General features: G+C 61.1%; 15 protein-coding genes. 1 reads left to right on the top strand and 14 read right to left on the bottom strand.

Features of this window, described 5'->3' with window-relative positions; translation table 11 throughout:
• Positions 1–6: 6 nt before the first annotated feature.
• The 6 genes from CGS49_RS10020 to CGS49_RS09995 all read right to left on the bottom strand — a co-directional run bounded on the left by CGS49_RS10020 (position 7) and on the right by CGS49_RS09995 (position 7,356).
• Positions 7–1,602, bottom strand: a complete 1,596-nt coding sequence (locus CGS49_RS10020; protein WP_097801694.1) for an NAD(P)/FAD-dependent oxidoreductase — start codon at positions 1,600–1,602, stop codon at positions 7–9.
• Positions 1,603–1,620: 18 nt separating this feature from the next.
• On the bottom strand, positions 1,621–2,925 hold the full coding sequence (locus tag CGS49_RS10015) for a CdaR family protein (RefSeq protein ID WP_097801693.1): 1,305 nt from the start codon (positions 2,923–2,925) through the stop codon (positions 1,621–1,623).
• On the bottom strand, positions 2,922–3,821 hold the full coding sequence (cdaA, locus tag CGS49_RS10010; protein ID WP_097801692.1) for a diadenylate cyclase CdaA: 900 nt from the start codon (positions 3,819–3,821) through the stop codon (positions 2,922–2,924). Before cdaA ends, CGS49_RS10015 begins: the two co-directional genes overlap by 4 nt.
• Positions 3,822–3,836: 15 nt before the next feature.
• Positions 3,837–5,003 (bottom strand): 2-C-methyl-D-erythritol 2,4-cyclodiphosphate synthase, encoded by a 1,167-nt coding sequence (ispF, locus tag CGS49_RS10005; RefSeq protein WP_097801691.1) that lies wholly within the window; start codon positions 5,001–5,003, stop codon positions 3,837–3,839.
• 181 nt (positions 5,004–5,184) lie between these two features.
• Positions 5,185–6,867, bottom strand: coding sequence for a phospho-sugar mutase (locus CGS49_RS10000; RefSeq protein WP_097801690.1), 1,683 nt, complete (start codon positions 6,865–6,867; stop codon positions 5,185–5,187).
• 132 nt (positions 6,868–6,999) lie between these two features.
• Entirely contained in the window at positions 7,000–7,356 is a 357-nt protein-coding gene (locus CGS49_RS09995) for a hypothetical protein (protein WP_179859063.1), read from the bottom strand.
• Between the two features lie 161 nt (positions 7,357–7,517).
• On the opposite strand from CGS49_RS09995, the gene CGS49_RS09990 reads away from it, so the two are divergent.
• Positions 7,518–9,056 (top strand): YifB family Mg chelatase-like AAA ATPase, encoded by a 1,539-nt coding sequence (locus tag CGS49_RS09990; RefSeq protein WP_097801689.1) that lies wholly within the window; start codon positions 7,518–7,520, stop codon positions 9,054–9,056.
• Positions 9,057–9,225: 169 nt separating this feature from the next.
• Here CGS49_RS09990 and CGS49_RS09985 read toward each other — a convergent pair whose 3' ends face one another.
• The 8 genes from CGS49_RS09985 to CGS49_RS09955 form a co-directional block, all read right to left on the bottom strand.
• Complete coding sequence (locus CGS49_RS09985; RefSeq protein ID WP_097801688.1) at positions 9,226–10,665, bottom strand: TrkH family potassium uptake protein; 1,440 nt, start codon at positions 10,663–10,665, stop codon at positions 9,226–9,228.
• A gap of 12 nt (positions 10,666–10,677) precedes the next feature.
• Positions 10,678–12,048, bottom strand: coding sequence for a Trk system potassium transporter TrkA (gene trkA / locus CGS49_RS09980; RefSeq protein WP_097801687.1), 1,371 nt, complete (start codon positions 12,046–12,048; stop codon positions 10,678–10,680).
• Positions 12,049–12,217: 169 nt separating this feature from the next.
• Positions 12,218–13,537, bottom strand: a complete 1,320-nt coding sequence (locus tag CGS49_RS09975; RefSeq protein WP_097801686.1) for a thymidine phosphorylase — start codon at positions 13,535–13,537, stop codon at positions 12,218–12,220.
• A gap of 177 nt (positions 13,538–13,714) precedes the next feature.
• Positions 13,715–14,632, bottom strand: coding sequence for an ABC transporter permease (locus CGS49_RS09970; RefSeq protein ID WP_097801685.1), 918 nt, complete (start codon positions 14,630–14,632; stop codon positions 13,715–13,717).
• Between the two features lies 1 nt (position 14,633).
• A complete protein-coding gene (locus tag CGS49_RS09965) occupies positions 14,634–15,800 on the bottom strand; it encodes an ABC transporter permease (RefSeq protein ID WP_097801684.1) in 1,167 nt (388 codons plus the stop codon).
• Between the two features lie 3 nt (positions 15,801–15,803).
• Complete coding sequence (locus CGS49_RS09960) at positions 15,804–17,318, bottom strand: ABC transporter ATP-binding protein (RefSeq protein WP_097802247.1); 1,515 nt, start codon at positions 17,316–17,318, stop codon at positions 15,804–15,806.
• A gap of 77 nt (positions 17,319–17,395) precedes the next feature.
• Positions 17,396–17,530: a hypothetical protein gene (locus tag CGS49_RS14560; protein ID WP_275542721.1), complete on the bottom strand. Its 135-nt coding sequence runs from the start codon at positions 17,528–17,530 to the stop codon at positions 17,396–17,398.
• Between the two features lie 110 nt (positions 17,531–17,640).
• Positions 17,641–18,816, bottom strand: coding sequence for a BMP family lipoprotein (locus CGS49_RS09955; protein ID WP_097801683.1), 1,176 nt, complete (start codon positions 18,814–18,816; stop codon positions 17,641–17,643).
• Positions 18,817–18,847 lie beyond the last annotated feature (31 nt).

The following is an 18,847-nucleotide window of genomic DNA, read 5'->3' as shown; positions in this document are numbered from 1 at the left end:
TTTTTCTCACCCTTCTGCCGGTGCATACCGGCTGATGATGGCGCGGGCCACCCGCAGGCCATCCACGGCGGCGCTCATGATGCCGCCCGCATACCCTGCGCCCTCGCCGCAGGGGTACAGCCCTGCCAGCTGGGAACACTCAAAATTCTCCTCCCGCTTCAGCCGCACCGGGCTGCTGGTGCGGGTCTCAAGGCCGGTGAGGATGGCGTCCGGCGCGGTGTAGCCTGCGATTTTGCGCTCGTAGGCGCGCAGGCCCGCCCGCAGGGTGTCGGCCAGCTCCCCGGGCAGCAGGGCCCCCAGGTCGGCCGCCGTCACGCCGCGGTCATAGGTAGGCTGCACGCTGCCGATGCGCAGCTGGCCGCGTCCTTCCAGAAAGCTCTGGATGTTCTCGGCCGGGGCGGCATAGGGCCCGGCGGCATGGCCTGCCGCATAGGCTTTGGCTTCCAGCTCCCGCTGGAACGCGATGGCCCGGCGCGGGTCGTTTGCAAAATCAGACGCACCTACGCTCACCACAACCGCCGCGTTGGCGTTTTTGCCGTTGCGGGCGTGGTAGCTCATGCCGTTGGTGACCACGCGCCCTTCTTCGCTGGCCGAAGCCACCACCTGCCCGCCGGGGCACATGCAGAAGGTATAGACGCACCGCTCACCCACATGCTGGGAGAGCTGGTATTCGCCCCGGGGCAGAGCCGGGTGGCCTGCCGCCTCGTGGTACAGGCTCTTTTCGATCTCGCTCTGCAGGTGCTCGGCACGGAAGCCCACGCTGAAGGGCTTGCACTCCAGCTGCAGGCCGCTGTCCATCAGCATCCCGAAGGTGTCCCGGGCCGAGTGGCCCACCGCGAACACCAGCGCTTCACAGGGGAAGGTGCCATTTGTGGTAAAAATTCCGGTCAGCTGTCCGTTTTTCTGTTCAAAGCCGGTCAGGGCCGTGTTGAAGTGCACCTCGCCGCCCAAAGCCTCGATCTCCCTGCGGATGGAGGTGATGACGCCCCGCAGCAGGTCGGTGCCCACATGGGGCTTCTGCTTCCAGGCGATCTCTGCCGGTGCACCGTGCTGCAGGAACACTTCGGTGACAAAGCCGCACAGCTCGTCGCCGATGCGGGTGGTCAGCTTGCCGTCCGAGAAGGTGCCCGCGCCGCCCTCGCCGAACTGGATGTTCGCGTTCACGTCCAGCTCACCGGTGGCGGAAAAATGCTCCACAGCCTTCACACGCTCGTCCAGCGCAGGGCCGCGTTCCAGCACGATGGGCTTATAGCCCTGCCGGGCCAGCAGCAGCGCTGCAAACAGGCCCGCCGGGCCCAGACCGCAGACCACCGGCCGGTGGCCCAGCGGCAGGGTGCCGTTCTGCACCGAGAAATCAGCTTTCTCGTGCAGAGTCACGTCCCCGCCCCGGGCGGCAAAGGCCGCTTCGTCTGCCGGGTCCTTCAGGGTGACAGCCACGGTGTACACCAGCTTGGGCTGGCCATGGCGGGCGTCCACCGAGAGCTTTGCCACGCCCAGGTGCTGCACCCTGCCGCGCGGGATGCGGGCGGTGTGCAGGGCTTTTTCAAATGCCTGCGGTTCCCCGGCGGAGAGCGGCAGACGGATGTTGCGAACCAGAATCATGTTGTTATGCTATCCTTTTCAGTTGCTGTCGATGCGGCACTGCAGCACATAGCTGCCCAGTGCGAAAATTTTGCCGTTGGAGGGCACATACAGGCGGCAGGCGATGTTCTGCTGGCCGGTAGCCACCGAGAAGTCCTCGGCGTCGATCTCCACCACGACCTGCTCCGGCGTCAGCGTTTCCATCGCGCCCTTCGGGCCGCAGAGGGTCACGTTCATGAGCCGGTCCGTCTCCACTGTGAGCTGATAGGTGGAGGGCAGGTTCACCACCTGCACGCAGCTGCTGGGCAGGTTCATGGTCTTGGTCTCCAGGTTCGAGCAGTCGAAGCTGACCGTGATGGTGGAGATGTTATCCAGCAGGTAGATATCCGTCGGCAGCTCAATGGGCATCTCGTAGCTCTTGTTCAGCGCAAAGGTAGAAAGGTCGATGCTGCCGATGGGCAGGGTGGAAAGCTGGTCGATCTTTGCCGTGGGGCCCGCCACCTTGAGCTCTTTGCGGCTGAGGGCGTACACCAGCACAGAATCGTCAAAATCCTTCGGTGCATTGATGAAATTCACATTCACCGGCAGAGTGGCCATCTTGTAGACCTGCAAGGTCACGTCCACACTGCTTTCCTCCAGCTGGGTGTACTCGAAGGTCACTTCCTTGCCTCCGGCGGTGTAGAACCGCAGCGGCGTGCTCAGCGTGACCGATTCGTTCAGCTCGCCGGTGTAGGTCACCTCGGCGGTGCAGGTGGCCACCTTGTCCAGCTCGCTGCTGGGGCCGGACAGGGTCACGGTCTCCTTGGAGACATCGGTGCTGTAAAGGATGTAGCCGTCCGCGATGGTCAGATAGTTGGTGGTGATGGTCACGGGCAGGGTCTTCTCCTCCACCACGTCGAACACCACATCCACCGTGTTGTCGCTGCCTTCCATCGTCACGGTGACACCGTTCAGCAGGCCGTTGGCCCCGCGCACCAGCAGGCGCAGGTTCTTCTCTCCGCTGTCACGCACGCTGGAAAAATCCGGGTAGACCACGAAATCCGAAGCGGTCAGCCCGCCGATGGTGTAGCCGTCGCCGGAAATTTTCAGGTTCACGGTCTTGTCCTCGACGCTGACGATGCTCAGGCCGCGGGAAGTGTAGGCTGCGGAATCATAGGAATAATCCACCGGCACATTGTAGATGGTGTTGGTTGTGCCGGGCTGGACGATGATGGTGACCACCATCCACGCAATGACAGCCAGCAGGATCGAAAGTGCCAGCCGGATGCGGCGGTCATCCAGAATGTTTTTCTTGTGTGCGACGGCCTGCTTCGTGCCGTTCGCCTTGTTGGGCGTGTTGCTCATTGCTGCTCGTCCTCCTTCTGGCTGGCCCAGTTCCACAGACGGCTGAGCTGGCCCTTCCAGCCGCTGGCGGTCGTCTTCTCGGCGGCGGTCTCCTTGGGGATCATCTCGTCGATCAGGCGGGTGTAAAGGGTCTGGCGGTCAAAATGGCGGATCAGCACGCCGTTCTTCGCCATGGAGATGATGCCGGTCTCCTCGCTCACCACGATGGCGATGGCGTCCGAGTTTTCGGCAATGCCCAGGCAGGCGCGGTGGCGGGTGCCCATGTCCTTGCCGAGATCAAGATTATTGGAAAGGGGCAGCACACAGCCTGCCGCCTTGATGCGTCCGTTTTCGATGATGGCCGCGCCGTCGTGCAGCGGGGTGCCCTCGTAGAAGATGGTGCCCAGCACTTCCAGATTGACCGCACTGTTCACCGGGGTGCCGGTGCGCACGATCTCAGAAAGGTTCGTGTGGCGTTCCAGCACGATCAGTGCGCCGGTCTTGGTCTCCGAGAAGCGCTCGGCCGCGTCGCAGATGGCAATGATGGCGCTGCGCCATGCGCCCTTCAGGCTGGGGTCGTTGTAGCGGCCCTTCACGTTGAACAGCTTTGCCGTCCACTGGTCGGTCTGGCCCATGCGCTCCAGCGCGCGGCGGATCTCCGGCTGGAACAGCACCACCAGCGTCAGCAGGCCCACCTGCAGCAGTGAGTTCAGCAGCCAGGTGACGGTGCGCATGTTCAAAGTGTTGGCCACCAGATAAACGGCCAGCACGATCAGCGCGCCCTTGGCCAGCTGCCCGGCGCGGGTGCGGTTGATGATGCCCAGCACCTGATAGATCAGGAACGCAATGATGATGATATCAAGCAGATCCACGATCTTGAAGGTCTGGAAATTTGCAATGATCGCATTCAGAGTCATTGGTGCACACTCCCGTTACAGCGTTTCGATGAGGGCAACGGCATGGGCGGCGATGCCCAGGCCTTCGCCGGTAAAGCCCAGATGTTCCTCGGTGGTGGCCTTCACGCTCACGGCGTCCACCGGCAGGCCGAAGGCATCCGCCAGGTTCCGGCGCATAGCCGGGATGTGGGGCGCCAGCTTCGGGCGCTGGCACAGCAGCGTTGCGTCGATGTTTTCAATGCGCCAGCCGTGCTCCTTTAAAATTTCGGCCACGCGGCGGGCCAGCTTGAGGCTGTCGGCACCGGAGTAAGCCGGGTCATTGTCCGGGAAATGCTGGCCGATATCCCCCAGCGCCGCCGCGCCCAGCACGGCATCCATCACCGCGTGGGTCAGCACATCGGCGTCGGAGTGGCCCAGCAGCCCCTTCTCAAACGGGACGTCCACGCCGCCCAGAATGAGCCTGCGGCCCTCCACCAGGCGATGTACATCATAACCGTGTCCAATGCGCATTTTCGGTTCCTCTTTCTGTGCCGGGCGGGGCAGGTCCTCCCGGGTGGTGATCTTCAGGTTGGCGTAATCGCCCTGGGTCAGCTGCACGGCGCGGCCGGTCAGCTCGAACAGGCTGCAATCATCGGTGACGCGCCGGGCCTTCTCAGCGTCCAGCTCCCCCAGTGCTGCCAGATATTCGGCGCGGTCAAAGCACTGGGGCGTCTGCACCGCATACAGGGTGCTGCGGTCGGGCGTGGTCTGCACAAGGCAGGCCTCCGGCACGGTCTTGCCGTCACCGCGCACCGCCGTTTTGATGGTATCCTTCACCGGCACGGCAGGGGCAGCGGCCCCGCTGCGGGCGGCAGCTTCCAATGCCGCCGTGATGACCGGCTGGCTCACGAAGGGCCGGGCCGCGTCGTGCACCGCCACGATGTCCCCTTTTGCCGCCAGAACGCCATTTTTCGCGCTCTCGGCGCGGGTGGCACCGCCGGGCACGATCTGCACGGGCTTTGTGCAGTCCGCAGCCTGCTGCTCCACAAACGCACGGTTTTTGCCCGCCACCAGAACGATCTCCGTCACCAGCGGGCACTGCTCAAACGCACGGATGCTGCAGCGCAGCACCGTCTCACCGCCCAGATCAAAGCTGAGCTTATCAAAGCCCATCCGGGTGGAAGACCCTGCCGCCACCAGCACCGCCGATACTCTCTTTTCCATTTTCTGCACCTGCCTTATCACACACCGCCGTTTTCCACTTTTCCGGCAGCTGGATAGAATAAGCCATATTTTATTATAGCGTATCACGCCCCAAACTGCAACCGAAAATCTACAGCAAAAATGCCCCTCCGCACACGGCAGAGGGGCACAAATGAGTCATGCTTTGGTTTTGCTTCGGGAATTACTTCAGGATGGGCTCGATGGCAGCGGCCAGAGCATCCTTCTGGGCCTGTGCTTCAGCCAGGTCCTTGCCCAGGGTGGTGAAGTAGGTCTTGATCTTCGGCTCAGTGCCGGAGGGACGCACCACGACGGTAGCACCATTTTCCAGCGTGTAGATCAGCACGTTGGCGGCGGGCAGGCCGGTCTCCTCGGGCTTCTTGTAGTCGGTGACCTTGACCACCTTGTGGCCGGCCAGCTCGGTGAGGGGCTGGTCACGCAGCTTCTGCATGATGGAAGCCATCTTCTCCATGCCGGTCAGGCCGGGGAACTCAAAGCTGTCCACCTTGTTCAGGTAACGGCCATACTGGGCATAAATTTCCTCCAGACGCTGCTTGATGGAGGAGCCGATGCTGCGGTAGTAAGCGGCCATCTCGCAGATGAGCATGGAGCCGATGATGGCGTCCTTGTCGCGGACATAGGGGCCAGCCAGGTAGCCGTAGCTCTCCTCGAAGCCGAAGATGAAGCGATCGACCTCACCGGCAGCTTCCAGGTTGGCGATCTGATCGCCGATCCACTTGAAGCCGGTCAGCACATTGCGCATCTCCACGCCGTAGTGCTTTGCCACAGCGTCGGCCAGCGGGGTGGACACGATGGACTTGACAGCGACCGGGTTCTTGGGCATGGTGCCCTTCTCGATGCGGCCGGCGCAGATGTAGTCCAGCAGCAGCACGCCCATCTCGTTGCCGGAGACAAGCTCATAGCTGCCGTCCGGGCACTTCATGGCGATGCCCACGCGGTCGGCATCGGGGTCGGTGGCCAGCATCAGGTCGGCACCGGTCTCGGTGGCCAGATTCAGGCCCAGCTTCAGGGCCTCGAAAATTTCGGGGTTCGGGTAGGAGCAGGTGGTGAAGTAACCGTTGGGGTACTCCTGCTCAGGCACGATGGTGATATCGGTGATGCCCATATCGTTCAGCACATGGGTGACCGGCACCAGACCGGAACCGTTCAGCGGGCTGTACACCAGCTTCAGGCCGGCGGTCTTGCACAGGCCCGGGCGCACCTGACGTGCCTCGATGGCATCATACAGGGCCTTCTTGCAGTCGTCGCCCACAAAGCGGATCAGGCCCTGCTCTACGCCCTCGGCGAAGGAGATGTACTTTGCGCCGGTGAGCACATCGGTCTTCTGGATCTCATCGTAAACGATGGCAGCGGCGTCATCGGTCATCTGGCAGCCGTCCGGGCCGTAGGCCTTGTAGCCGTTGTACTTGGCCGGGTTGTGGGAAGCGGTGACCATGATGCCTGCGTTGCAGTTGTAGTAACGGGTGGCAAAGCTCAGGGCCGGAACCGGCATCAGAGCATCGTAGATGCGCACCTTGATGCCGTTGGCCGCCAGAACGCCTGCGGCGGTCTTGGCAAAGATATCGCTCTTGAGGCGGCTGTCGTAGCTGATGGCCACGGTCTGGGTGCCGCCCTGGGTCTTGACCCAGTTTGCCAGGCCCTGGGTGGCCTGACGCACGACATAGATGTTCATCCGGTTGGTACCGGCGCCCAGAACGCCGCGCAGGCCCGCGGTGCCAAACTTCAGGGCCACAGCAAAGCGGTCCTTGATCTCATCGTCGTTGCCCTCGATCTTTGCCAGCTCGGGCTTCAGATCGGCGTCTTCCAGTTCAGCCGCCAGCCAGCGCTTATATTCATCCAAATACATCTTGCACACCTTACCTTTTGTAAATTTTTCCGCAAAAAGAACGCAAAAAGAACAGGTTTGGTTAAACCTACTTATAATATAAACTCTTGTGTCCATCGTGTCAATTGCGTAATCTGCCACAAGATTTTCCCTTCAAACCGGGCATATGGCACAAAAATCCAGATTTTCGCCCGCAAATCCCGCAAATTCCGGTTCTGCTGCCGGGTTTTGCAGCGGCTGGCAAACCTCGCCCGCGTCGGCCAGCACTTCCAGCCACTGCTCCGGCTCCACGCCGTTCTCGCACAGATAGCGCATCAGCTGCATGGCCCGGGCAAAGCTGCACCGGGCCAGCGCCGTGCGGCGCTCCACCCGGCCGCCCTGTTCGCTGCGCAGTTCCAGCAGTGCGCCCTGCGGGGTGGCAGAAGCGCAATAAATAAATGTGTGGGCGTGCTGCAGGCCATCCAGCTCGGAATATGTACGGATGTAACGGCAGTATTCTCTGGTGAACATGAAAAAACTCTCTCCTCTCTATCACATTGACAACTTTCCTGCCCTTTACTATAATGAACTTGAACATATTTTTGTGTCGAAGTCTGGCGTTTTTATCCAATATTTCCCATCTTTGCCAGTTCTTTTCCGACACATCATCTGCTGGAATGAGGAAAAGCATCATGTATTCTGTCACCAGAAGTTTCGGCCTGCGGGGCCTGAGCGGCTTTGCCGTGGCTGTGGAAGCGGACGTCTCCGGCGGGCTGCCCGCATTTTCCATCGTAGGTCTGCCGGATTCCGCCGTGCGGGAAAGCGCAGACCGGGTGCGCGCCGCCATCAAGAACCTGGGCTTCAAGTTCCCGGACCGGCGCATCACGGTCAACTTGGCCCCGGCGGATGTGCGCAAGACCGGCCCGGTCTACGACCTGCCGCTGCTGCTGGCCCTGCTGACGGCCAGCGGCCAGATCGAGGAAGTCCCTTCTGACACCGCCTTTCTGGGCGAGCTGGCGCTGGACGGCACCCTGCGGCCGGTGTCCGGCGTGCTGCCCATGGCGCTGGCTGCGGCCGAAAGCGGCATCCGTGCGCTGTATGTGCCCGCTGAAAACGCTGCCGAGGCCGCCGAAGCCTGCGGTGACGGCATGACGGTCTACCCTGCCCGCACGGCCCGGGAAGTGGTGGACGCTTTGCGCGGCATCGCGCCCATCGCCCCGGCAGCCGTCATCCCCTTTGACCCCGAAGACGCCTGGGCCCAGGTGCCGGATTTTGCAGACGTCATGGGCCAGTCGCTGGCGCGGCGGGCCATGGTGATCGCGGCCGCCGGCGGGCACAACGTGCTGCTCATCGGCGCGCCCGGCACCGGCAAATCCATGCTGGCAAAGCGCCTGCCCGGCATCCTGCCGCCTCTCACCCGAGAGGAAGCCGTGGAGACCACCAAAATTTATTCCATCGCAGGCCAGCTGCCCCAGGGGCGGGGCCTTGTGTCGGCCCGGCCCTTCCGCAGTCCGCACCACTCGGCCAGTTCGGCCGCGCTGGCAGGCGGCGGGGCACAGTTCCGCCCCGGCGAGTGCAGCCTTGCCAACTGCGGCGTGCTGTTCCTGGACGAGCTGCCGGAGTTCTCCCGCGAAAGTCTGGAAGTGCTGCGCCAGCCGCTGGAGGACGGCCAGATCACGGTCAGCCGCGCGGCAGGCAGCGCCACCTATCCCAGCCGGTTCCAGCTGGTGGCCGCCATGAACCCCTGCAAGTGCGGCTACTACGGCCACCCCACCCGGCAGTGCACCTGCTCCCCCAGCGCGGTGCGGCAGTACCGCAGCCGGGTGTCCGGCCCGCTGCTGGACCGCATCGACCTGTGCGTGGAGATGGACCCCATCGCCTTTGACGAGCTGCACACCGCTGCCCCTTCCGAGAGCAGCGCCGAGCTGCGCAAACAGGTGCTGGCAGCCCGGGCCATTCAGGCCAAGCGGTATGCAGCGCCCGGATTCGAGGGCATCCACTGCAACGCCCAGCTCACTGCCGGGCAGGTACGGCGCATCTGCCGCATGACCCCCGCCGCCGAGCGGCTGCTGCGGGCCTCTTACGATGCACTGGGCCTTTCTGCCCGCGCCCACGACCGCATCCTGCGGGTGGCCCGCACGGTGGCGGACCTTTCCGGCAAGCAGCTGCTGGACGAAGACGCTCTGCTGGAAGCGCTGCAGTACCGGGCACAGGAGAAAGTAGAAGTATAAAACGATTTTGAATGCCCTCCGCTGACGCTCTGGGCTTCTTTAGTGGAATAATATCTTTTTTATTTTGAGTTCCAGAAAAATCTGCGGATTTTTCTGGAACTCTTTTTCACGAGAAAGAAGTAAGCCGGAAAACCAAAACGGCTTTCCGGCTTACAGACCAGTAAATTATTTAGAACTTGCGCCAGGTATCCGGCAGGAACAGCACCAGCATCGGGAAAATTTCCAGACGACCGGCCAGCATATCGAAGATCATGACCAGCTTTGCCGGGTTCGTGAAGCTGCCGAAGTTCATCATCGGGCCCACCTGTGCAAGGCCGGGGCCGATGTTGTTCAGGGTTGCGGCAATGGCGGTGAAGTTCGTCACCATGTCGAAGCCGTCCAGGCTGATGAGCAGGAAGGACGCCACGAAGATGAAGAAATACGCTGCCATGTACACATTGGTGGTGCGGATGGTCTCATGGTTCAGCAGCTTGCCGTCCATGCGGACGGGGGCCACCACCTGCGGGTGCAGTGCCTGCTTGAGCTCTTTGCCCAGCGTCTTGCCCAGAATGAGGAGGCGGCTCACCTTGATGCCGCCGCCGGTACTGCCCGCGCAGGCGCCAATGAACATGAGCACCACCAGCACTTCTTTGGAGAGGGTGGGCCACAGGTCAAAGTCGCAGCTGGAAAAGCCGGTGGTGGTGATGATGGAGCCCACCTGGAAAGCCGCCTGCCGCACCGCCTCGCCAACGCTGTTGTAGAGACTGTAGATGTTGACCGTGATGATGCCCACCGCCGCCAGAATGACAAGGAAGTAGCCGCGCACTTCCTCGCTGATGACACGGCCGAACTTGCGCATCAGCAGCAGGAAGTAGGCGTTGAAATTGACGCCGAACAGGATCATGAAGATGGTAACGACCCACTGGATGTAGGGCGAAAAGCTCGTGAAGCTGTCGTTCTTGAAGCCGAAGCCGCCGGTGCCCGCCGTGCCGAAGGCCGTGAGCAGGCTTTCAAACACCGGCATGCCGCCCAGCAGCAGGAATACCACCTCCAGCACGGTGAGTGCAAAATAGATGCCGTACAGGATCTTTGCGGTAGACTGCACCTTGGGCACCAGCTTATCCACCTGAGGGCCGGGGCTTTCTGCCTTCATCAGGTTGACGTGGGAGCCGCCGGTCAGCGGCAGCAGCGAAAGCAGGAACACCAGAACACCCATGCCGCCGATCCAGTGGGTGAAGCTGCGCCAGAACAGAATGCCCTTGGGCAGATCCTCCACGGCGGGCAGGATGCTGGCACCGGTGGTGGTAAAGCCGGACACCGTCTCAAACAGGGCGTCCACCGGGTTCGGGATGCAGCCGGTGACCACGAAAGGCACCGCGCCCACGATGGAGATGACGATCCAGCTCAGTGAGGTGGCAGCAAAGCCCTCGCGCATATAGAACACCTTGCTGCGGGGTTTGATGCCGCGCAGCGCATAGCCCACAGCAGCACTGACCGCCGCCGTGACCAGGAACACGCCCAGCACAGACCACTCGCCGTAGAACCCGCTGGCCGCCGCCGGAAGCAGCAGCAGCGCGCCTTCGATCATGAGCACATAGCCCAGCAGGCGGAAAACGATCGCATAATTCATAGCCTGCCTCCGTCAGTTCTGGGCGGCATGGTCCACGATGTCGCGCAGGTCGTGCAGGCCATGCTCCAGCGTGACCACGATGACGTTATCGCCCACCTGGATCTGGTCGCCGCCGCGGGGGATCAGGATCCGGTCGCCGCGGGTGATGCAGCACAGCAGCAGGTTTTTCTTCAGGTGCAGCTGGCTCAGCGGCACACCGGTGGCCGCGCTCTCCTCGTGGACGGTGAACTCCAGCGCTTCCACGCGGTCGTCCAGGATGCGGTACAGGGTCTTGATGTTGCTGCCCGCCTCGTTCTGCAGTGCGCGCACATACTGCACGATGTAATCGCAGGTCATGTACTTGGGGTAGACCACGCTGCCCAGGTCCAGCCCGGCCAGAATGTCGTCGAACTCCAGACGGTTCACCTTGGTGACCAGCTTGCCGTGAGAGTGCTTTTTGGCAAACAGGGTCAGCAGCACGTTCTCCTCGTCGATGTTGGTCAGGGCCACAAAGGCTTCGGTGGACTCCATACCCTCGGAGAGCAGGAATTCGCGGTTGGAGCCGTCTTCGTTCAGAATTTGCGCGCCGGGCAGCTGTTCCGCCAGCTCGGTGCAGCGGTCGGCGTCGCGCTCCACGATGCGCACGCGGACGTGGTTTTCCAGCAGTTCCTGGCTCAGGTAGAACGCGATGGCACCGCCGCCCACGATGAGGGCGTTGCGCACCGGGCGCACCGGCAGACCGATGCGCTGAAAGAACTCATGGGCGTTCTCCTGCGTGGCAAGGAAGGTGACCTGGTCGCCGCTGCGCAGCACGAAGTTGCCGTTGGGGATGATCACGTCGCCGCTGCGCTCCACCGCGCACACCAGGATATCGCTTTTCAGCCGGGTGGGGATCTCGCGGATGGCCACGCCGTCCAGCGCCTGGGTGCCGTTCAGGGCAAACTTGATCAGGCGCACGCGCCCGCCCGCAAAGGTGTCGATCTTGCTGGCCCCCGGGAACCGCAGCAGATGGGAGATCTCCTTGGCGGCCGCCATTTCCGGGTTGATGATGGCCGAGATGCCGATCTGCTTTTTGATAAAGTCCAGCTCATGGCTGTAGGACGGGTTGCGCACGCGGGCAATGGCGTGGCAGTGGCCCGCCTTTTTTGCGAACATGCAGCACAGCAGGTTCAGCTCGTCCGAGCCGGTCACCGCAATGAACACGTCCGCATCCTCAATGCCCGCTTCCGCCAGCGTGGTGATGGAAGAACCGTTACCCACGATGCCCAGCACATCGTAGCTTTCCGTCAAATGTTCCACGCGGGCTTTGTTGGTGTCCACGATGGTCACATTGTGGCCTTCCTCGCTGAGCTGCCGCGCCAGCGCCGTGCCGACCTTGCCGCCGCCCACCAGAATGATCTTCATAACAAGTCCTTTCTCCTTCCGTGTCCCTTCGCCGGGACCGCATGAATGCAATCTAGTATATCACATCAAGAGACAAAGTTCCACTCTTTTCCACGATAAGCAACAAAAAACTGGCAAAAGACGCAAAAAGCCCCGGAGCAGGACGGCCCCGGAACCTTTTTGTTCAAAATCAGTAGCGTTCCACGCCGTCTTTGGTCACCAGCGCGTACACCAGCGGGGCTTCCTCCGGCTTTTCGCTGCCGTAGACAAGGCCGCTGCGGTACTCCTCGGCGGCTGCGGCAAACTTATCCGCCGCGCCGTAGAAGGTGGCAAGGCTCTCGCCCTTGTGCACATAGTCACCGCGCTTTTTGTGCAGGGTGATGCCGGCGGCAAAGTCCAGCGGGTCGCCCTTCTTCTGGCGGCCTGCACCCAGCAGCACGCTGGCCGAGCCGATCTTCTCGGCGTCGTTCGCCACAATGTAGCCGTCCTGCTCGGCCAGCAGCTCAAAGCTTGCCGCGGGCTTTTCAAACAGGCTGTAGTCGTCCAGCACGCGGGTGTCGCCGCCCTGGGCCGCGAACATCTCCTTGCACTTTGCAAAGGCGGAACCGTCCGCGATGACGGCTTCGGCCATAGCGCGGCACTCAGCAGGGGTGCCCTTATCCGCCAGCACCAGCATGTTCGTTGCCAGCTGCAGGCACACCTCGGTCAGGTCGGCCGGGCCGTGACCTTTGAGCACGTCCATGCTCTCCATCACTTCCAGGCTGTTGCCGATGTTGTGGCCCAGCGGGGTGTCCATATCGGTGATCATGGCGGCCACGCGGCGGCCGTGGTGGGTGCCGATGGAGACCATGAGCTTTGCCAGCTCAATGCTCTGGTCCACGGTCTTCATGAACGCGCCGGTGCCGGTGGTCACATCCAGCAGGATGGCGTCCGAACCGGAGGCCAGCTTCTTGGACATGATGCTGGACGCGATGAGCGGGATGCAGCTGACGGTGGCGGTGACGTCGCGCAGGGCGTACATCTTTTTATCCGCGATGGCAATGCCCTCGCTCTGGCCGATGACCGAAAGGCCAATCTTGTTCACCTGGGCAAAGAATTCTTCCTGCGAGAGGGCGGTCTTTGTGCCGGGAACGCTCTCCATTTTATCAATGGTGCCGCCGGTGTGGCCCAGGCCACGGCCGCTCATCTTGGCGATCTTCACGCCGCAGGCCGCCACGATGGGTGCAATGACCAGCGTGGTCTTATCGCCCACGCCGCCTGTGGAGTGCTTGTCCACCTTGATGCCCGGGATGGGCGAAAGGTCCACCATCACGCCGCTGTGGGCCATCACGTCGGTGAGCTCTGCGGTCTCGGCGTCGGTCATGCCGCGCAGGTAGACGGCCATCATCCAGGCAGCCATCTGGTAATCGGTCACTTCGCCGCTGACGTAGCCGTTGACGATGGTCTCCAGCTCGGCGCGGTCATGGGTGCCGCCGTCACGCTTTTTTGCGATCAGATCATAAATGCGCATTGTATCACGCTCCTAATTGAAATAGTACGACATTCTAATTTCAGTATAGCAAAAATCCAGACAAAGGCAAGCTGTTTTCTGTAAAATTTGTCCAATTTTAGCTTTTGGAAGCAAACAAAAGGCGCAGCCGCCGGAAAAGCAGCTGCGCCCTGTATCGTTTTGCGGAACCGTCCGGCCTTAGCGGGAACCCTTGTCGTAGGGGATGCCCTCTGCCTTGGGTGCCATGCTGTTCTTGGACGTGAAGGCCAGAATGACCATGGACGCCACGAACGGCATCATATTATAGATGTTGCTGGACCAGTGCAGCTGTGCCAGGAAGGTGGAGTCTGCAATGTTGGCCAGGCTCTTGAACACGGCAAAGAACATGGCCGCGCCGAAGATGTTGAAGGGCTTCCACTGGCCGAAGATCATAACGGCCAGGGCCAGGAAGCCTGCACCGGCCACGCCCACCTCAAAGTTCCAGGTCTGCACCGGGGGCACGATGTAAGCCATGCCGCCAATGGCACCCAGGGCACCGGAGAGCAGCACACCGGCGTAGCGCATCTTGTAGACGTTGATGCCCACCGAGTCGGCTGCCTGGGGGTGCTCACCGCAGGCCCGCAGACGCAGGCCGAAGCGGGTCTTGTACAGCACCACATAGCTGATGATGAGCAGGATGATGCCCAGCGGAACAAAGACGCTGAGCTCCAGCCCGCCGATGCTGAACAGGAAGGGCTTGTTGGTATAGTTCAGCTTGGCGCTGCCGCTGTCGCTGAAGTATTTGGCGATGACCACGGCAATGGCGGTGGCCAGCAGGTTCAGGGCTGTGCCGCCGATGGTCTGGTCCGCCTTCAGGTTGATGGAGGCAAAGGCCAGCAGCAGGCTGTACACCATGCCAGCCAGGGCCGCCGCCAGAATGGTGAGCAGCACCACCAGGAAGGGAGACATGTCGGCGGGCAGCAGGGTCAGGGTGAGGACACCCGCCACACCGCCGATGACCATGATGCCTTCCAGCGCAATGTTGATGATGCCGGAGTGCTCACTGAACATACCGCCCAGAGCCACCAGCATCAGCACGATGCCATACAGCAGCGTATATTTGATCAGAAGCAGCATATCACTTGCCCTCCTTCTTGGTTTCGGTCTTGGCCGGAGCGGGCTCTGCGTTCACATTGGTCTTGTCGGCATTCTTGAACAGCAGGCCGTGGATCTTGCCGCGGAACAGCATGGAGAATGCGCACAGATAGATGATGATGCCGCTGATCAGGTCCGAGATCTCCGTGGGGTAATACTTGGTGGACAGGAACGAGCCGCCCACCGAGATGTGCGAGATGAACAGTGCCGAGAAGATGGTGCCGATGGGGTTGGAGCTTGCCAGCAGAGCAACGGAAATGCCGTTGAAGCCCATGGCCGGCAGGCTGGTGGAGTTCAGCGGGTTCCACTGGGACACGTTGGACAGGTAGTACAGGCCCGCACCAAAACCGGCCAGTGCACCGGCAATGGCCATGGAGAGGATGATGTTCTTCTTCTCGTTGATGCCGGCATAGCGGGCAGCGCTCTTGTTCAGGCCGACGGCCTTGAGCTCATAGCCGAAAGTGGTCTTGTTCAGCACCACCCAGATCAGGATGGCCACCGCCGCCGCCAGGAAGATGGCGATGGTGGTGCTGTTGGTCTGGAACAGCTTGTTCAGGCCGAAGTCCGGGATGACGGACTGGGCATATTCAGCGCTCTTGCCCAGGTTCAGGGTGCGGGTGTTGCGCACATCGTACATGGGGCCGGTGCCGTTCTGGTAAATGAGCTCATTCACCAGATACAGGCCGATCCAGTTGAACATGATGGAGGTAATGACCTCGTTGATGTTGAAGTAGGCTTTGAAGAAGCCGGGGATCGCGCCCCAGATGCCGCCCAGGATGGTAGCGGCGATCAGGCAGACGAACCAGGGCATCTTGAGCATGATGGCACAGTACAGGGCACCGAACGCACCCAGCGTGTACTGGCCGGCTGCGCCGATGTTGAACAGGCCGGTCTTGAAGGCGAAGGCCACGGACAGGCCGGTCATGATCAGGGGGGCCGCATTGGCCAGCTCCTTGCCGACACCGTAGGGTGCGTCATGGAAGCCGCCCTTCAGGATGCGCACGAAGCCATCGGCCCATGCGTGGGCCGGGTTGATGGCCAGCAGCACCAGAAAGCCCACGAACAGGCCGATGAGAATGCACAGCAGAGCCGCCAGCACACTGGTGACCGAGCTTTGCAGACTGCTGTGGGAAAGTTTTTTCTTGTCCATTTGTTACTTAGTCTCCTTTCCCTGCTTGCGTGCACCGGCCATATACAGGCCCAGTTCCTGCACGGTGGTGGTCTTGGGGTCAAACTCGCCCACGATCTCGCCCTCGTACATGACCAGGATGCGGTCGGACAGGTTCATGACCTCGTCCAGCTCCAGGCTGACCAGCAGCACGGCAGTGCCCTTGTCGCGCTCGGCCACGATCTGCTTGTGGATATACTCAATGGCACCCACGTCCAGGCCGCGGGTGGGCTGCACGGCAATGAGCAGCTTGGGATCCCTGTCGATCTCACGGGCAATGATCGCCTTCTGCTGGTTGCCGCCGGACATGCTGCGCACGATGGTGGAGCTGCCCTGGCCGCTGCGCACGTCGTACTGTGCGATCAGCTTATCAGAATACTCCCGCACCTTGTCGGCACGGATGAAGCCGCCCTTCTGGAACTCGGGCTGCCAGTAGCGCTGCAGCACCATGTTGTTCTCCAGGCTGTAATCCAGCACCAGACCGTGCTTGTGACGGTCCTCCGGGATATGGCTCATGCCGTCCTTGGAGCGCTGGCGGATGGTAGCGTGGGTAATATCCTTGCCATCCAGCGTGATCTTGCCGTTGGTCAGCTTTTCCAGACCGGTCAGGCCGTAGACAAACTCGGTCTGGCCGTTGCCCTCAATGCCCGCCAGACAGACGATCTCACCGGCGTGCACCTGGAAGGTGACATCCTTCACCGAGTCTTTCTTGCGCTGGTCGTTGTGCATGGTCACGTTCTGCACGTCCAGCACCACGGCACCGGGATTTGCAGGCTGCTTTTCCACCTGCAGCTGCACATCGCGGCCCACCATCATGCGGGAAAGCTCTTCCTTGGTGGTGTCCTTGATGTCCACGGTGCCCATGTACTTGCCCTTGCGCAGCACGGTGCAGCGGTCGGCCACGGCCATGATCTCGTTCAGCTTGTGGGTAATGAACAGGATGGACTTGCCTTCCTTCTTGAACCCGCGCATGATCTCCATCAGCTCGTCGATCTCCTGCGGGGTCAGCACAGCGGTGGGCTCATCGAAGATCAGGATCTCGTTGTCGCGGTACAGCATCTTCAGGATCTCCACGCGCTGCTGCATGCCAACCGAGATATCGCTGATGAGCGCGTCCAGGTCCACGCGCAGGCCATACTTCTCGCTCAGGGCCATGACCTTCTTGCGGGCCTCGGCCTTCTGCAAAAAGCCCATCTTATTGGGCTCCACGCCCAGAATGATGTTGTCCAGAACGCTGAAGCACTCCACCAGCTTGAAGTGCTGGTGCACCATGCCGATGCCCAGAGCATTCGCATCGTTGGGGTTGCGGATGGCGACCTCCTTGCCGTTCTTGCGGATCTGACCAGCTTCCGGCTGGTACAGGCCGAACAGCACGCTCATCAGCGTACTTTTGCCGGCGCCGTTCTCGCCCAGCAGGGCGTGTACCTCGCCTTTGCGCAGCTGCAGGGTGATATCATCGTTTGCCTTGATACCAGGGAATTCCTTGGTAATGTGGAGCATCTCGATCACAAAATCCTCTGCCAATCTGCTCACTCTCCTTTCGTGCCATAGCGACACCTATACTATTCTATCTTTCATTATACCTGATTTTCGACAGTTTGCACACGGCTTTTTTCACTTTTGGCAAAAAGTACAGATAATAGTATTACTTTTGCAGCATTCTGGCGGAATATTCCAGCTTTTTGCCGTTTTCCTGCTGTTGCCAAAGCCATACATACAAAAACAGGGTGCTCCTGCCTGTTGGAGCACCCTGTTCTGAAAGGGACATATAATTCATTGGCAGGCAAGCCTGCCACCGGATAACAGAATGTTTGTGCTGTGCTTACTGGATGTAGTTGACAGTGGTGAACTCGCTGACGGTGGGCTTGGTCGCGTCGTCGGAGCTGTTGTCCACAGTGATCTCGCCATTCTTGATCTTGTCCTTGACTTCCTCGTACTCCTCGGTGGTGAAGGTCTCGAAGTTCCAGCTGTCGTCTGCGGTGGGCAGGCCGATGTAATCGCCGTCCTCCAGACCGAAGTTGCCGTTGGAAGCAGCGATGTCAGCCCAAGAGCCAGCCTCGATGTCAGCCAGAGCGGTGTTGACAGCCTCGCTCAGGCCCTTCATGGCGGAGGTGATGAACGGGTTGTAAGCATAGGTGCCGTCAGCCACGCCATTTGCGCCGATGTAGTTCTGGTCAACGTCCACGCCGATGACGTAGCCGTTGTTCTTCAGAGCAGCCTCCACAGCGGAGGTGTAGATGCCGCCGCCGCAGGCAAACACGACCTGAGTGCCGTTGGAGTACCAGCCCTCCATACGGGAGGTGATGTTGGCATCGCCGTAGAACTGGCCGCCGTAGAAGTAGTTGATCTCGATGTTCTGGCCCAGCTCCTGTGCGGCAGCATCAGCGCCCTGCACGAAGCCGTAGCCGTAACGGATGACAGCGGGCACAGCCATGCCGCCCAGGAAGCCCAACTTGGTCTTGCCGTCCTTGGCGATCGCGTAACCGGCCAGGTAACCTGCCTGCTCTTCCTTGAAGGTGATGCAGTAGCAGTTTGCGGGGATGGTATCGGTGCCGATATCGCCCTGGGTCACGTCAACAGCGATGAACTTGACATCCGGGTACTGATCAGCAGCCCAAGCCAGAGAAGCACCGTACAGGTAGCCGACGCAGACGATGACGTCAGCGCCGTCGTTGACAGCCTGGCGGATCATGGTCTCGCGGTCCTCATCGGAAGCGTCGGACTCGGGGATGTAGTACTGGCAGTCATCGCCCATGTAGCCGGAAACAGCCGTCCAGCATGCCTGGTTGAAGCTCTCATCGTCGATCGTGCCGGTGTCGCAGGTCAGAGCGACCTTGACGATCTTCTCGCCGCCCTCAGCAGCGGAGGAAGCGGTGGAAGCAGCAGCGGAAGAAGCGGTGCTGGTGGAAGAAGCGGAAGAACCGCCACAAGCGGTCAGAGCAGCGGCGGCGGCAGCAGCACCAGCCACAGCCAGGAAGTTACGACGAGAAATCTTCATAATGAAACTCTCCTTTTATTTTAAAAAATTA

The organism is Faecalibacterium langellae (assembly GCF_002549775.1).
Lineage (GTDB): Bacteria > Bacillota > Clostridia > Oscillospirales > Ruminococcaceae > Faecalibacterium > Faecalibacterium langellae.
The sequence above is the reverse complement of the archived record's forward strand: the minus strand, read 5'-3'. Positions and strand labels throughout refer to the sequence as shown.

Excerpts from the sequence above, each read along its gene's own strand:
- CGS49_RS09955 (WP_097801683.1), bottom strand. The coding sequence starts at position 18,816 with ATGAAGATTTCTCGTCGTAACTTCCTGGCTGTGGCTGGTGCTGCTGCC.
- CGS49_RS09965 (WP_097801684.1), bottom strand. The coding sequence starts at position 15,800 with ATGGACAAGAAAAAACTTTCCCACAGCAGTCTGCAAAGCTCGGTCACC.
- CGS49_RS09960 (WP_097802247.1), bottom strand. The coding sequence starts at position 17,318 with ATGCTCCACATTACCAAGGAATTCCCTGGTATCAAGGCAAACGATGAT.
- CGS49_RS09995 (WP_179859063.1), bottom strand. The coding sequence starts at position 7,356 with ATGTTCACCAGAGAATACTGCCGTTACATCCGTACATATTCCGAGCTG.
- CGS49_RS10020 (WP_097801694.1), bottom strand. The coding sequence starts at position 1,602 with ATGATTCTGGTTCGCAACATCCGTCTGCCGCTCTCCGCCGGGGAACCG.
- CGS49_RS09970 (WP_097801685.1), bottom strand. The coding sequence starts at position 14,632 with ATGCTGCTTCTGATCAAATATACGCTGCTGTATGGCATCGTGCTGATG.
- CGS49_RS14560 (WP_275542721.1), bottom strand. The coding sequence starts at position 17,530 with ATGGCTTTGGCAACAGCAGGAAAACGGCAAAAAGCTGGAATATTCCGC.
- CGS49_RS09975 (WP_097801686.1), bottom strand. The coding sequence starts at position 13,537 with ATGCGCATTTATGATCTGATCGCAAAAAAGCGTGACGGCGGCACCCAT.
- CGS49_RS09990 (WP_097801689.1), top strand. The coding sequence starts at position 7,518 with ATGTATTCTGTCACCAGAAGTTTCGGCCTGCGGGGCCTGAGCGGCTTT.
- cdaA (WP_097801692.1), bottom strand. The coding sequence starts at position 3,821 with ATGACTCTGAATGCGATCATTGCAAATTTCCAGACCTTCAAGATCGTG.
- ispF (WP_097801691.1), bottom strand. The coding sequence starts at position 5,003 with ATGGAAAAGAGAGTATCGGCGGTGCTGGTGGCGGCAGGGTCTTCCACC.
- CGS49_RS09985 (WP_097801688.1), bottom strand. The coding sequence starts at position 10,665 with ATGAATTATGCGATCGTTTTCCGCCTGCTGGGCTATGTGCTCATGATC.
- trkA (WP_097801687.1), bottom strand. The coding sequence starts at position 12,048 with ATGAAGATCATTCTGGTGGGCGGCGGCAAGGTCGGCACGGCGCTGGCG.
- CGS49_RS10000 (WP_097801690.1), bottom strand. The coding sequence starts at position 6,867 with ATGTATTTGGATGAATATAAGCGCTGGCTGGCGGCTGAACTGGAAGAC.
- CGS49_RS10015 (WP_097801693.1), bottom strand. The coding sequence starts at position 2,925 with ATGAGCAACACGCCCAACAAGGCGAACGGCACGAAGCAGGCCGTCGCA.